Annotated in this window: 17 protein-coding genes and 2 pseudogenes; 4 read left to right on the top strand and 15 right to left on the bottom strand. The window is 34.2% G+C overall.

What is annotated here, in order from left to right; all coding sequences use genetic code 11:
* Together ACUXVC_RS12260 and ACUXVC_RS12255 are read right to left on the bottom strand one after the other, a co-directional pair.
* Positions 1 to 408: a hypothetical protein gene (locus ACUXVC_RS12260; RefSeq protein ID WP_255255487.1), complete on the bottom strand. Its 408-nt coding sequence runs from the start codon at positions 406 to 408 to the stop codon at positions 1 to 3.
* Complete coding sequence (locus tag ACUXVC_RS12255) at positions 387 to 641, bottom strand: hypothetical protein (RefSeq protein WP_050822240.1); 255 nt, start codon at positions 639 to 641, stop codon at positions 387 to 389. The genes ACUXVC_RS12260 and ACUXVC_RS12255 overlap by 22 nt, the downstream gene beginning before the upstream one ends.
* A gap of 194 nt (positions 642 to 835) precedes the next feature.
* Between ACUXVC_RS12255 and ACUXVC_RS12250 the strand changes: the two genes are divergently transcribed.
* Positions 836 to 2,190, top strand: a protein-coding gene (locus ACUXVC_RS12250) for an IS3 family transposase (RefSeq protein ID WP_446026098.1) whose coding sequence is annotated in 2 segments (ribosomal slippage) — positions 836 to 1,289 and positions 1,289 to 2,190 — 1,356 coding nt in all. Because the reading frame shifts where the segments join, the coding sequence is not laid out codon by codon here.
* Positions 2,191 to 2,252: 62 nt separating this feature from the next.
* Here ACUXVC_RS12250 and ACUXVC_RS12245 read toward each other — a convergent pair.
* The 6 genes and pseudogenes from ACUXVC_RS12245 to ACUXVC_RS12220 form a co-directional block, all read right to left on the bottom strand.
* Positions 2,253 to 2,708, bottom strand: a complete 456-nt coding sequence (locus ACUXVC_RS12245) for a nucleoside triphosphate pyrophosphohydrolase family protein (RefSeq protein WP_001102014.1) — start codon at positions 2,706 to 2,708, stop codon at positions 2,253 to 2,255.
* Between the two features lie 19 nt (positions 2,709 to 2,727).
* Complete coding sequence (locus ACUXVC_RS12240) at positions 2,728 to 2,979, bottom strand: hypothetical protein (RefSeq protein ID WP_006923989.1); 252 nt, start codon at positions 2,977 to 2,979, stop codon at positions 2,728 to 2,730.
* 25 nt (positions 2,980 to 3,004) lie between these two features.
* Positions 3,005 to 3,172 (bottom strand): DUF3954 domain-containing protein, encoded by a 168-nt coding sequence (locus ACUXVC_RS12235; protein ID WP_006923988.1) that lies wholly within the window; start codon positions 3,170 to 3,172, stop codon positions 3,005 to 3,007.
* 18 nt (positions 3,173 to 3,190) lie between these two features.
* The gene (locus tag ACUXVC_RS12230; protein ID WP_095690921.1) at positions 3,191 to 3,550 is read right to left on the bottom strand and encodes a cell division protein SepF; all 360 of its coding nucleotides are present in this window, start codon (positions 3,548 to 3,550) and stop codon (positions 3,191 to 3,193) included.
* Entirely contained in the window at positions 3,543 to 3,821 is a 279-nt protein-coding gene (locus ACUXVC_RS12225; protein WP_086385263.1) for an AbrB/MazE/SpoVT family DNA-binding domain-containing protein, read from the bottom strand. The genes ACUXVC_RS12230 and ACUXVC_RS12225 overlap by 8 nt, the downstream gene beginning before the upstream one ends.
* Before the next feature lie 3 nt (positions 3,822 to 3,824).
* Positions 3,825 to 4,214: pseudogene (locus ACUXVC_RS12220) on the bottom strand (DnaD domain protein); the annotation flags it as partial.
* A gap of 294 nt (positions 4,215 to 4,508) precedes the next feature.
* On the opposite strand from ACUXVC_RS12220, the gene ACUXVC_RS12215 reads away from it, so the two are divergent.
* Complete coding sequence (locus ACUXVC_RS12215) at positions 4,509 to 4,721, top strand: hypothetical protein (protein ID WP_000033159.1); 213 nt, start codon at positions 4,509 to 4,511, stop codon at positions 4,719 to 4,721.
* 885 nt (positions 4,722 to 5,606) lie between these two features.
* Here ACUXVC_RS12215 and ACUXVC_RS12210 read toward each other — a convergent pair.
* The 3 genes from ACUXVC_RS12210 to ACUXVC_RS12200 form a co-directional block, all read right to left on the bottom strand.
* On the bottom strand, positions 5,607 to 5,750 hold the full coding sequence (locus tag ACUXVC_RS12210; RefSeq protein WP_003270556.1) for a hypothetical protein: 144 nt from the start codon (positions 5,748 to 5,750) through the stop codon (positions 5,607 to 5,609).
* 470 nt (positions 5,751 to 6,220) lie between these two features.
* A complete protein-coding gene (locus ACUXVC_RS12205; RefSeq protein ID WP_095690922.1) occupies positions 6,221 to 7,573 on the bottom strand; it encodes a DEAD/DEAH box helicase in 1,353 nt (450 codons plus the stop codon).
* A gap of 73 nt (positions 7,574 to 7,646) precedes the next feature.
* On the bottom strand, positions 7,647 to 7,916 hold the full coding sequence (locus ACUXVC_RS12200; RefSeq protein WP_095690923.1) for a hypothetical protein: 270 nt from the start codon (positions 7,914 to 7,916) through the stop codon (positions 7,647 to 7,649).
* A gap of 56 nt (positions 7,917 to 7,972) precedes the next feature.
* On the opposite strand from ACUXVC_RS12200, the gene ACUXVC_RS12195 reads away from it, so the two are divergent.
* A complete protein-coding gene (locus tag ACUXVC_RS12195; RefSeq protein WP_075719201.1) occupies positions 7,973 to 8,734 on the top strand; it encodes a hypothetical protein in 762 nt (253 codons plus the stop codon).
* Positions 8,735 to 8,778: 44 nt separating this feature from the next.
* Here ACUXVC_RS12195 and ACUXVC_RS12190 read toward each other — a convergent pair.
* Positions 8,779 to 9,460, bottom strand: a pseudogene (locus ACUXVC_RS12190) (MBL fold metallo-hydrolase).
* 247 nt (positions 9,461 to 9,707) lie between these two features.
* Here ACUXVC_RS12190 and ACUXVC_RS12185 point away from each other — a divergent pair.
* Positions 9,708 to 10,037 carry a YkvA family protein gene (locus ACUXVC_RS12185; protein WP_000415083.1) on the top strand — a complete coding sequence of 110 codons (330 nt, stop codon included), beginning with the start codon at positions 9,708 to 9,710 and terminating at the stop codon, positions 10,035 to 10,037.
* A 152-nt stretch (positions 10,038 to 10,189) separates the two neighbouring features.
* Here the strand turns inward: ACUXVC_RS12185 and ACUXVC_RS12180 are convergent, their stop codons facing one another.
* From ACUXVC_RS12180 to tdcB, 3 genes are all read right to left on the bottom strand, one after another.
* A complete protein-coding gene (locus ACUXVC_RS12180) occupies positions 10,190 to 11,425 on the bottom strand; it encodes an MFS transporter (protein WP_144465847.1) in 1,236 nt (411 codons plus the stop codon).
* A 140-nt stretch (positions 11,426 to 11,565) separates the two neighbouring features.
* Entirely contained in the window at positions 11,566 to 12,036 is a 471-nt protein-coding gene (locus ACUXVC_RS12175) for a MarR family transcriptional regulator (RefSeq protein ID WP_001030896.1), read from the bottom strand.
* A gap of 223 nt (positions 12,037 to 12,259) precedes the next feature.
* A complete protein-coding gene (gene tdcB, locus ACUXVC_RS12170; RefSeq protein ID WP_144465848.1) occupies positions 12,260 to 13,261 on the bottom strand; it encodes a bifunctional threonine ammonia-lyase/L-serine ammonia-lyase TdcB in 1,002 nt (333 codons plus the stop codon).
* Positions 13,262 to 13,268: the final 7 nt, after the last annotated feature.

The following is a 13,268-nucleotide window of genomic DNA, read 5'->3' as shown; positions in this document are numbered from 1 at the left end:
TCATTCCCCTTTCTTTAAAATTCTTTCCGGGTCGATCTCCCAATCTTCACAAATCTCGCATAAGTCAAATGCTACACATTTAGCTAATAACGCTACTTCTTGCCCGCCCTCAACAAAATGATCATGGCCTATTAAATTTGTCCAACCTTCTAATTCATCGAAATATAGCCAGATAATAAGTTGATCTCCACGCCAATCCATTTCCTTGTCTTCACAAAATTTATATAAATCTAGTTCAGTCATTTTCCGTTCCCCTTTTCTATTTTTCTTTATTTTGTCTGATAATCTTTCAGTTAGACCTGTTAGTAAACCTATAATCCAACCTAGTAAAAATATGAACGTATACCCCACTGCACCACCTACTTCCCGATCAAATAACGCTTTGGTTAAAATCTTTGATTCTGCCATTCAGTAATACAAGCTGGTTCAATTTCTTCAAATTCTTGTGTTTCTACATCAAGATCAATGACAGAATAGCTAGGTACTACTAAAAATTCTTTTCCACAAACGTTACAAGTAGGATCATCAAGTGCATAAACTCCTTTAATTGTGTCAGGATTTTGCAAATCAAAATCAGCATTTTCAAAAACTACAAGACCATTACATCCTTTAACGTTACATTTATGTGCTTCAATAGCCATTTCTCGTTCCCCATTTCTTAATAAAATTCAAATTTTATACCATTTAATTGACTAACATTGAATTTTTTGGGATTATATGATAATATTTATATATAAAATCATTACCCTTATAAAAAAGAGCTATGAGCCTTTCCACTCATGAACTGCACCCCAATTGTTAGACACAGTCTAACAATTGGGGGTGCAGTTTTTCTATGGCTAAATTTACATCTGATGAAAAAATACAAATCGTTCTACGTTATTTGAACGGAAATGAAAGTTATCGAGAAATAGGTAGATCGCTCGGTATAAATGACACAATCATTTTGAATTGGGTAAACCAATATAAACAGAATGGTCTGGAAGCTTTTCTAAAACGATGTACAAATTACACACAACAATTTAAACTAGACGTACTAAACTTTATGATTGAAAACGGTATGTCCTTATTTGAGACGGCAGCTATCTTTAATATTCCTGCCCCTTCAACGATTTCTGTTTGGAAAAAACAGCTCGAAACACAAGGAATTGATGCCCTTCAATCTAAGAAAAAGGGGCGTCCATCCATGAAAAAAGATTCAAATAAACAATTAAAACAACCTTTAGCTGAAGGGTCAGTCGAAGCACTTGAAGCACGCATTAAACAGCTTGAGATGGAAAATGAGTACTTAAAAAAGTTAAATGCCTTAGTTCAAAACAAGGAAAAATCACAAAACAAGACAAAGCGCAAGTAGTCTACGAATTAAGGCATAAATATTCGGTGAAGGCACTCGTGGAGCTAGCTACTATTCCTCGAAGCACGTATTATGATTTAGTAAAGAAAATGAATCGTCCAGATGTAGATGCCGATTTGAAAGCTGAGATTAAAGCGATTTATGAGGAAAATGAAGGTCGTTATGGTTACCGTCGCATTCGTGATGAATTAACGAATCGTGGCCAGAAAGTGAACCACAAGAAGGTTCAGCGCATTATGAAAGAGCTTGGGTTAAAGTGTGTTGTGCGTATGAAGAAATATAAATCCTATAAAGGAACAGTCGGTAGAATTGCACCTAATATTTTAGAGCGTAATTTTCATACAGATGCACCGAATCAAAAGTGGGTAACAGACATCACAGAGTTTAAATTGTTTGGAGAAAAACTGTATGTATCACCTGTATTAGATTTGTATAATGGTGAAATTATTACCTATACAATTGGTTCTAGACCGACGTATTCGCTTGTTTCAGGCATGTTAGAGAAAGCATTGGAACGTTTACCTGAAACCCACCAGCTACTGATACATTCGGATCAAGGATGGCATTATCAAATGAGACAGTACGTCCGTACACTTGAATCAAGAGCTATCGTCCAGAGTATGTCTCGAAAAGGCAACTGTTACGACAACGCAGTAATAGAAAATTTCTTTGGGATTATGAAGTCGGAGTTCCTCTACATAAAAGAATTTGAAAATGTAGAGCACTTTAAAATAGAATTAGAAAAATATATAGATTATTATAATACGAAACGGATTAAGGCAAAATTAAAAATGAGCCCGGTACAATACCGGACTCATTTTTATCAAGCTGCCTAATGAAATAACCGTGTCTAACTTTTAGGGGTCACTTCACTCACGGCTCTTTTTTATTACAATTTTCATTTCATATCTACACGATTTTGACTAGCTTCTCGGCTAAATCCGTCTGGGTATCTCGTTGCTAATTTAGATATATTCATTTGAGCAATATCTTCTAGGGTATATCCCATTTCATGAGACATGATTGAAATGTAGTACAAGATGTCCCCTAGCTCTAAAGCGATTTTATGTGTATTTCCTTCTTCTTCTCCTGGACAATGAGCTGGATCAAATCCATGACCATGAAAAATTGCTTTTTTTACAACATCAGCAACCTCACCAGCTTCTCCCGTAAGACCTAATGCTGCATTTAAAACACGTCCACCAAAATCGTTATTTGTATTCCATGTACGTAATGCCGCTTCTTGATATTGATCTAATTCACTAATATGATTGATATTCATTACAGCTTGTCCTTCCTTTGATTCACTAACTAATTTAGTTGTTTCATATACACCGTTTTCCATAACGTTCATTTTATTTTCCCCTTCCTATTTAGCAAATCCCTAATCCTATCGGACGATTTTTAATTAAATACTTATCAGCCTGATCTATTACAAGGATAGCAACCTCAGCTTGATGTCTCCTTAACGCTTTTGCCATCTTTGGTAAACTCATGCCTTGACTCCACATTTCACGAAAACGAATTACATCTCTTTCATCCCAAATGAAGTTAGCTTCTTCTAAAGCGATGTATACCTTCAACCGTGATTCCTTCATCGCTTCATGATTTCTCGCTACACTCATAAGCGAACCTACTTTCTTAAAATGATTATTTTATCTTTTCAGTAAACTTAGTATCTACACGATCAACTTTACCGTTTATCCAAACAGCAACTTGCTCACCAAAACCACTCTCCGGTGGATTGAATGCTGTAACATTTCCATCCTTTACTATTAAAAGCTTGTTATTACTAACATCAATTTCTACTTTTTTCATATGTCCATCTCCCTTTTACTACCTCATGTACTCAACAACATCAGGTTTAAAGCCACTTCCTAAATAAACCCTTATCGGAATTATTTCTTTTTTATCCCTTGCTTCCTTACACAATTCTTCAGCTGTATCCCAATTAAAAAACATATCTACAGCCCGTTGAAATCTCCAAATTGCCATTACATATTGTTCAAAGATGTCATAACGATCATCTTGCTTAGTTGTGCGTGGTAACTCATCCGTACTCTTTGCATTCTTTGGGACTTGGACTCGTACATCAGCGTATGTATTGCGCCCAGTTCCTTTCTTAATATTGGCTTTCATTACATCGAATTCACAAATTGCTGGCTCTACATCGAAAATATTTAGTTGCTTAGGCATGTGCCATCCCACTCTTCTGAATAAGATCCAGTAATTCAATTGCCCCTTCCTTGCTTAAAAACATTCGGCCACCTAGCAACTCTATGTTGGTTTCAGAAACTTCACCCGTCACAAAGCATGAGTTTTCATATTTTCTTAGAACAATGTTTTCACCCTCGACATGAAAATCTATTGTCGTTCCTTCGACAATCCCTAAAGTTCTGCGTAACTCTACTGGAATTACTACACGACCTAGCTCGTCCACTTTTCTTGCAACGCCTGTGTTTTTCATACCTTACTCTCCTTTAGTATTTTTATATTTATTTAGAATCTCATCCAAACGTTTCTTATTATCTTCAAGATCATCGCTTTGAGTTTGCTGTGGCTGCTGTATTGGCTCTTGTTCTTCTTGTTTGCGTAACCAATCCGGTACAACTTCCGTTCGTTTGGAATAACCTTTACCAGTACGTTTGTTATTTTTCTTACTCATTTCAAATCGAGTATCTAAAGCAGCGACATCATTTAATGTTTTTACTTTTTCCTTTTCCCAACTACTTAAAATACTGCGAATATATCTCCACTTTGGTACATTTTCATCAATTGCTTTATTAACAGCGTGAATAACTAATTCATTACCGAATCTATCGCAAAACTCACCTAATTCTTGAATTGCAATTTCACTTAAAAGAACGATGCCCTCCGCTTGATCCTATTTTTCTCGATTCTTCATCCAGACGCACAATACTTTGTAGTTTTTCAGCTCCTTCACCACAAGTCAGCGCATCTCCTTTACATCGATGACTTCAAAAAATGACATTTGATTCATACGATACGGTTCCCCCTCCGTTCAATCTATGTATTTATCAATGGAGTATTTTGTTGAGTTCCAATATGTAATATTGCATATTTCGCACTTTTAATTTTCGCACATGCGATAATTTATTTATAAAAATATAAATTATTAATAAGGGTGATTTATATGAGCAAGTTCCGAAAGAAGATGATTAAATATTTGCAAACATTTTGGGGATGCTTAGCATTTGGTGTATTAATGTTTGCTATCTTCTTAATTACGGATTTAACAGATGCATCTTTAAATACATTAGGCTGGAGAGACTGGCTAGGTTCTGTAGCAGGCGCAACCATTTTATCTGTTGGGATGTTTACTTTAAATAAATTGAATTTAAAATAAATATTCGGTCAATACTGTATGTAGGCTGTATGCCAACATTCATTTAAAGTAGTCTTCTCTGTATCTCCTTGTATTGAGCAGTTAGCTTTTGCTAGCCGCTCTTTTATTTTGTTCCGGTTCTTGCCCTATCTACTTTCCCCCAATAAGTACACATATCTATTCCCCATTGCTACAAAATGAAATCTTTATTTTGTTTTACGGATCGCTTCTTCAATTAGCCAAGATACAATATTAAAATCATTAGCTTCACCCTTTAAAGATGTTCCCTTCCAAAAGTATTCTTTCATCACTTCAAATAATTCTTCAACAGCTTCAATTCATCTCATATTCATTTTCCCTTTCTCCCAAATAACTATTTTGTTTTACTAATTAGCTGATTAATTTCACAAACACCTTTTAAACATTCCATGTTTCTTCACCTCTTGAATATTTTTCAAACAAAAATACATACTATTTTCAAGCCGCCGTTTCCACGGCTAATACCTCTTTCTTTTGTTACAGCAAAAGCAGGTAGGTTCTTCACTTATCTGCTTTCTCTGTATATTTTTTAAGAAATCGAAAATAATACCAACAAGCTGTTTGAACTAGCAGCTTCACTCTTCTCGCAATGGGGATGCAAATTATCACAATTAGCTAACTCATTGAACTCACTGGCAGACAACCAAAATCGTTGTCTGCTTTTTGTATGAGATTTTTCGTTTTACATATACTACTTTTGAACCTGCAGACCAATACGAGCCATTTTGGTGCTTGGGATTTCCCTTCCGGGGATAAGTATTTTTTACTTATCCCTTTTTTGTATAGACACGTATATTTAGGGTAAAACTAATTACAAGCAGATTTTCTGTTTATGCGTAGTTCTAAACAAGATTACTTTTTCTCCTATTAAAGGACGGCAGGTACGACTGCTAGTCCTTTTTTCTTATTTCGCATGCTGTCCCTTCTGGTAACTTCATTCTTCATTACCTTCATCATCATAGTAAGCAATTTACTAATAAGGATGGCAGTTGTGCCTCTTGAGTTCCCCATCGATCAAAAAGAACAAATTATTTTTCCCGTTTCCGACGATCGTACCCCAATACGAGTTAAATTCTTCATAAACTTCTCTTGTCCCCTTTCGATAATTGCGGAACGTGTAATGAAAATACTCGCTCACTTTAATACCTTTTCTTTCAACCAAAGTGTTCTGCCGAAATAATAGACATAATAAGTTCCGTTCTCTTTTGCTACTGCATAACATTCCCGTACCGTTTGAATATGTTACAAATTGCTTTCTCTCGATTTTTCCGCTTAAATATTTTTCATGCATAAGTTGCACTTGTTCTTGAATTGCGACATGGTAGTAATACCCTTGCTCTACTGGTTTTGGACTATAAAATTTCCTTTATAAATTTCAAATTCGGTGAATGAAATTTTTGTTTTTTCTTGCCATCATCCTTGTTGTATACAAACAAAAAAAGAGCCACAATATTTTGCGACTCTTTTACAATTATAACTATTTAACGGCCACGTCTTTGCTGACCTTGCTTTGTACTACCTTTTTTATTACTTGGCTTATTAAATGATCGGTTATTTTCATTTCTAGAACTATTTCTCGAACTATTTCTTGAATCACGTCTTGATTCACTTCTTGAACCTTCGCGGCTATCTCTTTGACGATTTTGACCTGATTTCTTTGGAGCCGGCTTTGGTACCGGTTTTCCATTTTCATCTACACGTTTTATCTTCGGTTGTTCGATTATTTCTCTTTGTATTGGTGCACCAAGCGTTTTTTCAATTTCTTCTAAATGTTTTTCATCTTTCGCTGCAACGAACGTAATTGCAAGACCTGATCCACCTGCACGTCCTGTTCGGCCAATGCGGTGAATGTAACTTTCTACATCTTCAGGGATATCAAAATTAAATACGTGCGTTACACCATCTACATCAAGTCCACGAGCTGCTACATCCGTTGCAATTAAGTACTGAATTTTAGCTTCGCGGAAACTCTTCATAACTCTTTCACGTTTCGCTTGAGGTATATCACCATGAAGTTCAGCACAATTATAACCTAGTCCTTTTAAATTATCATAAAGCTTACTTGCTCTAACCTTTGTACGACAGAAAATAACTGCTAAAAATGGCTGATCACGATCCATAACAAAACGAAGTGCATCTGGCTTTGCACGATCTGTTGTCTCAATGACACGCTGTTCAATTGTATCTACCGTTACTTCTTCACTTTGTACTTGAATCATTTGCGGCTCATCCATATAACGTTTCGCCAATTTTTTAATATCTTTTGGCATCGTTGCTGAGAATAACATCGTTTGTTTACTACCTGGTGTCTCATCTAAAATATCTTCAATATCATATAAGAAACCAAAATAAAGCATTTGATCCGCTTCATCTAATACAATTGTTGAAAGATTACTTAAATCAATTGTTTCACGGCGTATATGATCTAATAATCGTCCCGGTGTTGCTACAACAATATGTGTATTACCTTTTAATTTTCTCAACTGTTGCGCAACATCTTGTCCACCATATATCGCTAGTACATTAATATCTTCTCTTTGAACAAGCATTTTTTTAATTTCAGTTGTAATTTGCAGTGCTAGTTCCCTTGTTGGTGCAACAATTAAAGCCTGAACATCACTAGACGCTGGATCGATTTTTTCTAAAATCGGTAACACGAATGCTAACGTTTTACCCGTTCCTGTTTTCGCCTGCCCAATAATATCTTTACCTGACAGAATAACTGGAATTGCCTTCTCTTGAATTGGTGTTGCTTCTGTAATTCCATTTTCACGTAATGTATGATTAAAAGTTTCACTAATTCCTAATTCTAAAAAGTTTTTCAAATAGACCACTTCTTTTCCTTATTTTTCACATTAGCTTTCATTGTACCATTTGTTTCGCCAAATATGAAAAATAAAAAAATTCTTATCTTCTTTTTTTATATTCATCCTGTACTAGATGAACAAATTCTTTTTGCTTTTTCTCAGATTTTATTAATGCTTCCATGTTAGTAGAAGACAAAATATACTTTTTAATTTTTCTATTACTCCAAATTAAACTTGTATACTTCGGATCTTCATGTAGATTTCGAAACCACTCTAATTCACTTAATTTTGCAATATGGTGTTTCAATTTCATGTCATTTCGAGGATAAAATAAAATGATATCTGCTATTACATCAAATAACGAACCCATCTTCTCCCCCCCTATACATATATATTTCAAATTTACGGAAACATAGTTAAAGGGTGATGGAATTGAACACTACATTCATAAAGATATTTTTCATATTTTTCTTACTATATTTTCAGTCGACCTCAATTATTATGGCAAAATCTCGAACAAATGTGATAAGTGAATTTAAACAAGCTTTACTCAAAAATGATAAAAAATTAATGCAGTCATATGTAACAGAAGGAGTTGAACTACCTACTTTCCAAAAGGAAAAACCTATTCATGAAATTAAAATAGTACCATCTCCAAAAGAAGATACTACAATTCTTATTTCTTATTTCAAAGGCACTAATGATGAATTTACTGTCGGTTTCATTTTAGAAATAGTAACAAAAAATAATAAAATATCTCAAATCAATCAAATTTATGATGGGAATCCACTTATGAAAGAAGCTACTATCGTAAAAGAATATGAAATGAAGTGTAAGGAACATATACTTACTCCTACAAAATTCCCGTTCGAAATTCACGAATTTCAAGGGTACATTTATAACGATTACTTAAACCTCCAATACTACAATGAAGATATTAATGGGATTTTTAAAATCACTGTTTCACCAGTTCAAAACAAATTAGGCTTCTATGTACCTAGTGGAGCTAAGTTCTACAGCTTAAAAAATAATATAAAAGCATTATATAATCCTCATTTTGATTCAGCATATGAGCTTATCTTTCAGCAGAATGGTTTTCAATATACAATTGCAATTGGTAACAAACGCTATATACAAGGTAAATATAACGTAAAGGATTTAATTCAAATTGCAGAATCTATGAATTAAAAAACCAATCTTTTCTATATCAAAAAGATTGGTTTTTTATTATTTTATACAGTAAGTTTTCCTCCATGATAGCAATAATACTGCGCTGCTTTAAGACTTTTAATCTTATTTAATGACTCTTTTGCTTTTTCTATATCTAAACAAAAATTCGGATTAGCTATAACTAACTCTCGATTCTCTTGAACCGCTGCGTCTCCTGTAATTACACAGTCTAAATTCGGAAAATATAATGAAATATGCCCCGAAGTATGTCCTGGCGTCGCTACTATTTGACATTCATTATTCAAAATCATTTGACCATCATGTACCATCGACGGAAATATGTTTTATATTTTTTAACTGTTGTATAAACCATTTACCAAATTCTTTTTCTTCATTTGACATACGTTCTAGCATTTTTTCAGCTTGAGCCAACCTCTCTGATTTTATATCACCACTAATATAGTTAGATTCAATTTCACTAGCAATAATATTAATTTGAGGATATTTCAATTTGAAATCATATAAAGCCCCTAGATGATCATCATCATAATGGGTAATAATTATATTCTTTAAGTTTTTCATCTCATATCCATGTTTTAACATTGCATTTTCAATTAAAGGTAAAAAGCTTGGATATCCTGTATCGACTAACGTTAATTCATTATGTACTATAATTAAACTTGGATAAATACATTGTTTTTGCCCATTAAATTCGAATTCAATTGGTAGTTCTATTATTTTCATTTTCCTTCCCCCATACCGCTTATAAAATGCATAATAATAACTAAATCACCCACATACATCTTACAATATATATACTATGTAACGGAACACTGTGAATCGTTGCATAATCCACATTATATTATTTTGAACAGGTATTCCCCTATTTTTATGGAAATATATAATTAAGAAAAACAATAAAATTGATTAATCTCTCACTTCTTTGTCCATCCTTTTAAAAAATCTATGTTTTTGTAAAAGGAGTGTTTATATGGAGAAACAGACACTTTGGAAAAAGTTCAAAAAAAGCTCTGTAAACCTCGGTAAATCCAGCGTATATGAAAGTATTATTTTATTCTACACAATGAAAAAGAAAGAATTACCTACTAAAGCGAAATTCATAATATTAGCCGCTTTATCTTATTACGTATTAGCAATTGATTTCATTCCAGATATAGCTGCTATTATTGGGATCGGCTTATTAGATGATGTTTTAGCAATCGCTGTAGCGCATAAATATGTGATGCGCCATGCAGATGCTGAAATTCGAGAGAAGAGCAAATTGAAAATGGAGTCATTATTTACTTCAGCACAAGCATAATTAAACTATCTAGTCATTTACCATGAGAGCATTGCAGAATAAATTCCTAAACAGTAAAAGAATTTCTCTTAGTCCTCAAACCGTAAACAAATAGGGTGTCAGCACTTGTTCCTAAGTTCTGGCACCCTTTTATTTGTTCTTATTTCTATCTGTTATACAGTTGCATGTGTCCCCTTATACAAAACTGCTATTGCCGCGACTATAAGGATTACACCCATAAAAGCAGGTGCAGCATGACCAAGCGATACATAGATTTGCCCTCCAATAATAGGACCAATCATTCTTGCTAAAGCTTGAATAGATTGGCTTCCACCTTGAATCCTTCCTTGTTCACTAGAACTAACAGACTTTGAAAGCATCCCGTTGAATGAAGGTCCGAAAATTGAATCCCCAAAACCATACATTAGCATCCCAACGATAAGTAGTGGATAGAGTGAAAACAAAGCTGATACCGCAATAAAACTGTATCCTATAATCTCCGAAACCATCCCAAGAATTGCTATTTGTTTATCACTAAGCTTGATCAAAAGCTTTGGCATGATAAAACTTTGTGAAACAATGTCTTGAAAGCCCAAAATTGAAAACATAAGTCCGATTAATGCAGGTTTCCAACTGAAAGTATCCATTGTAAATTGCGTGAAAATTGCTTGTAAAGATCCGTTAGGTATCCAAATTAAAAACGCTGAGACAAGTAACCACTTTAAATTTTTCATGGAAAGTATGTTTGCTAGCTGTGCAAAAGGATTTAACCTTACAAAAGTAATCTCTTTCAACCTATTATTTTTTTCAAGGCTCTCAGGCATATATTTGATCCCATATACAACATTTATTAACGTTATGATTGCACCAAAATATATAGGTACAGTATCACCAAACTTGGCAAGTATCCCCCCAATGGTTGGGCCAATGATAGTTCCCGCACCTACAACTGCACTCACCCATCCAAAATATTTCGTTCTCTGTTCTTTTGGAATGATGTCTGCAAAATATGCGAAGATAGTACTTATGCTCCCGCCTGTTATTCCTTCTATTATGCGTCCAGCAAATAGTACCCATAAAGCTCCTCCTATTCCAAAAACTAAGTACCCAATTGCAGAACCAAATAAGCATATTAAAAGTAATGGACGACGGCCATACTTATCGCTTAAAGCCCCGAGTACTGGGGCAGCTAAAAACACGCAAGCCGCATATACGGAAGTTAGTAGTGTAACAACTAATGCTTGTTCTTCCGGATTACTTATATATGGCTGTACTAAGAATGGCACTACAGGCATGATGATACTGAAACCTATACCACAAAGAAATACAGAAATAAGTCCGAATAGTAAAGCATGTTTATCTATGTTTTTTTCAGTTTTCCTTTCATTTTGTGATCTAAATATAGACATTTAACTTCTCTCCTTAAAACATTTTGTTGCTGCTTCAACAAAATGATAACTCCGTTTTGTTGATTAGTCAACAAAAAAACATAATAAAAAAGCAGCCTATTCTCATTAGAGTAAGGCTGCCATTTCATTATTAAAATGTATTACGATTTAATATGTACACCTTGTTTCTTTATTTCTGCATCCAAATGTCTACTATACTTTTCCACGAAACGAATTATACTGTCGAATTCTTCTTCAGTTACTTGCTCAAATACAGCTTTATCCCGCTCTTGAAACTCTTTGTGCAGATCTTCATGGATTTTATAAATTTCTTTCCCTTCTTCCGTAAGCCTAAAATAAATTTCTTTCTTATTTTCTGACTTTTGGTAGCTTTCAATAAGGCCTTTTTGTATGAGCTTCTTAGTCATTCTACTTATAGCACCGCGAGTCACATAAAAAGCCTCTGCGAGTTGTGTCACGTTAGAATCTGCATTGTTTTCAATATATTCAATGCAATGGACTTCAGAAGACTTAAAACCTTTAAGACCTTCTTCCATCTTATCTTTATTAAGCCAAACCAGCTTATTATATAATTCCCTGAAACCGTTCATGACCTGTTCTTCTTTATTCATGACCTGCCCTCCTCACCGCTCTTTAGCACATTAAAACTATTATATTAAATTTCTGCTTATGTTTCGACAATATTGAAATAATTATTGTAACGTTCAAGATATGTGTAAAAATTGGCGCTTAAATAAAACAATTCATTAAACAGCAAATTTATTGCTACTTACAGTAAACGGTAGACAAAAAGTAAGAGCTAAGATCATTTCTCTTAGCTCTTCTTTTATAAAACTATTTCACTTCATTAGCGACAAAAAAGTGCTCACATACACTTGATATGCGCTGTAAGTCCACGTTCCCACCGGATATAACAGCTACTACTTTTTTCCCTTTTATATAACTATCAACTTTTCCTGCAAGAAGTGCAGCAGTTGCTAATGCACCTGCACCTTCTACAACAGCTTTCCCACGTTGTAATAAATCTTTCATCGCTACTTCTAGTTCTTTTTCTGATACAGTTACAATATCATCTACTAATTCTTTTACAATTTCAAATGTTAATTCCCCTGGTATTTTAACTGCGCAACCATCTGCAATAGTAGGTGCCTCATAATGTTCTACGATTGCTCCTTTATCGTAAGATGCCTTCATTCCATGAACATTATCTGCTTGGACACCAATTATATTAATCGATGGATTAAAAGATTTTAATGCTACAGAAATACCAGAAATAATTCCGCCTCCACCTATTGGTACAATAACAGTATCTACATCCCACATATCATCAAGAATATCTAATCCAATTGTACCTTGACCAGCCATTACCTCTACATCATCATATGGATGTAAGTATGTCTCACCTGTTTCCCTTATAATTTCTTCACATTTTGCCTTTGCATCATCAAAGGTTTCACCATGTAAAATCACTTCAGATCCATATCCTCTAGTTGCTTCAACTTTCGCCTGCGGTGCAGAAATTGGCATAACAATTTTACTCTTAACACCGAGTAAATGAGCAGATAATGCAACTCCTTGTGCATGATTACCTGCTGAACATGCAATTACACCTTTTTCTTTTTCTTGATCCGTGAGCCGCGACATTTTATTAAATGCGCCACGGAATTTAAAAGAACCCGTTAATTGCATATTTTCTAATTTCAAATGAATTTCTCCGCCCGTTTTACTAGTCAAGTAAAAAGATTTTACTAATGGCGTTTTACGAGCATTTCTATCTAGAATCTTGTGAGCTTTTTTAATATCGTCTATATGTAATGGTAGTTTTCTAGTTATCATACTTACA

The organism is Bacillus sp. N6 (assembly GCF_052805735.1).
Note: the sequence above shows the minus strand (reverse complement) of the source record. Positions and strands in the feature narration are given on the sequence as shown.

What these genes read in the sequence shown, in the direction of transcription:
- ACUXVC_RS12260 (WP_255255487.1), bottom strand. Translation starts at nt 408, where the DNA reads ATGGCAGAATCAAAGATTTTAACCAAAGCGTTATTTGATCGGGAAGTA.
- ACUXVC_RS12255 (WP_050822240.1), bottom strand. Translation starts at nt 641, where the DNA reads ATGGCTATTGAAGCACATAAATGTAACGTTAAAGGATGTAATGGTCTT.
- ACUXVC_RS12245 (WP_001102014.1), bottom strand. Translation starts at nt 2,708, where the DNA reads ATGAACGTTATGGAAAACGGTGTATATGAAACAACTAAATTAGTTAGT.
- ACUXVC_RS12240 (WP_006923989.1), bottom strand. Translation starts at nt 2,979, where the DNA reads ATGAGTGTAGCGAGAAATCATGAAGCGATGAAGGAATCACGGTTGAAG.
- ACUXVC_RS12235 (WP_006923988.1), bottom strand. Translation starts at nt 3,172, where the DNA reads ATGAAAAAAGTAGAAATTGATGTTAGTAATAACAAGCTTTTAATAGTA.
- ACUXVC_RS12230 (WP_095690921.1), bottom strand. Translation starts at nt 3,550, where the DNA reads ATGCCTAAGCAACTAAATATTTTCGATGTAGAGCCAGCAATTTGTGAA.
- ACUXVC_RS12225 (WP_086385263.1), bottom strand. Translation starts at nt 3,821, where the DNA reads ATGAAAAACACAGGCGTTGCAAGAAAAGTGGACGAGCTAGGTCGTGTA.
- ACUXVC_RS12215 (WP_000033159.1), top strand. Translation starts at nt 4,509, where the DNA reads ATGAGCAAGTTCCGAAAGAAGATGATTAAATATTTGCAAACATTTTGG.
- ACUXVC_RS12210 (WP_003270556.1), bottom strand. Translation starts at nt 5,750, where the DNA reads ATGGGGAACTCAAGAGGCACAACTGCCATCCTTATTAGTAAATTGCTT.
- ACUXVC_RS12200 (WP_095690923.1), bottom strand. Translation starts at nt 7,916, where the DNA reads ATGGGTTCGTTATTTGATGTAATAGCAGATATCATTTTATTTTATCCT.
- ACUXVC_RS12195 (WP_075719201.1), top strand. Translation starts at nt 7,973, where the DNA reads ATGGAATTGAACACTACATTCATAAAGATATTTTTCATATTTTTCTTA.
- ACUXVC_RS12185 (WP_000415083.1), top strand. Translation starts at nt 9,708, where the DNA reads ATGGAGAAACAGACACTTTGGAAAAAGTTCAAAAAAAGCTCTGTAAAC.
- ACUXVC_RS12180 (WP_144465847.1), bottom strand. Translation starts at nt 11,425, where the DNA reads ATGTCTATATTTAGATCACAAAATGAAAGGAAAACTGAAAAAAACATA.
- ACUXVC_RS12175 (WP_001030896.1), bottom strand. Translation starts at nt 12,036, where the DNA reads ATGAATAAAGAAGAACAGGTCATGAACGGTTTCAGGGAATTATATAAT.
- tdcB (WP_144465848.1), bottom strand. Translation starts at nt 13,261, where the DNA reads ATGATAACTAGAAAACTACCATTACATATAGACGATATTAAAAAAGCT.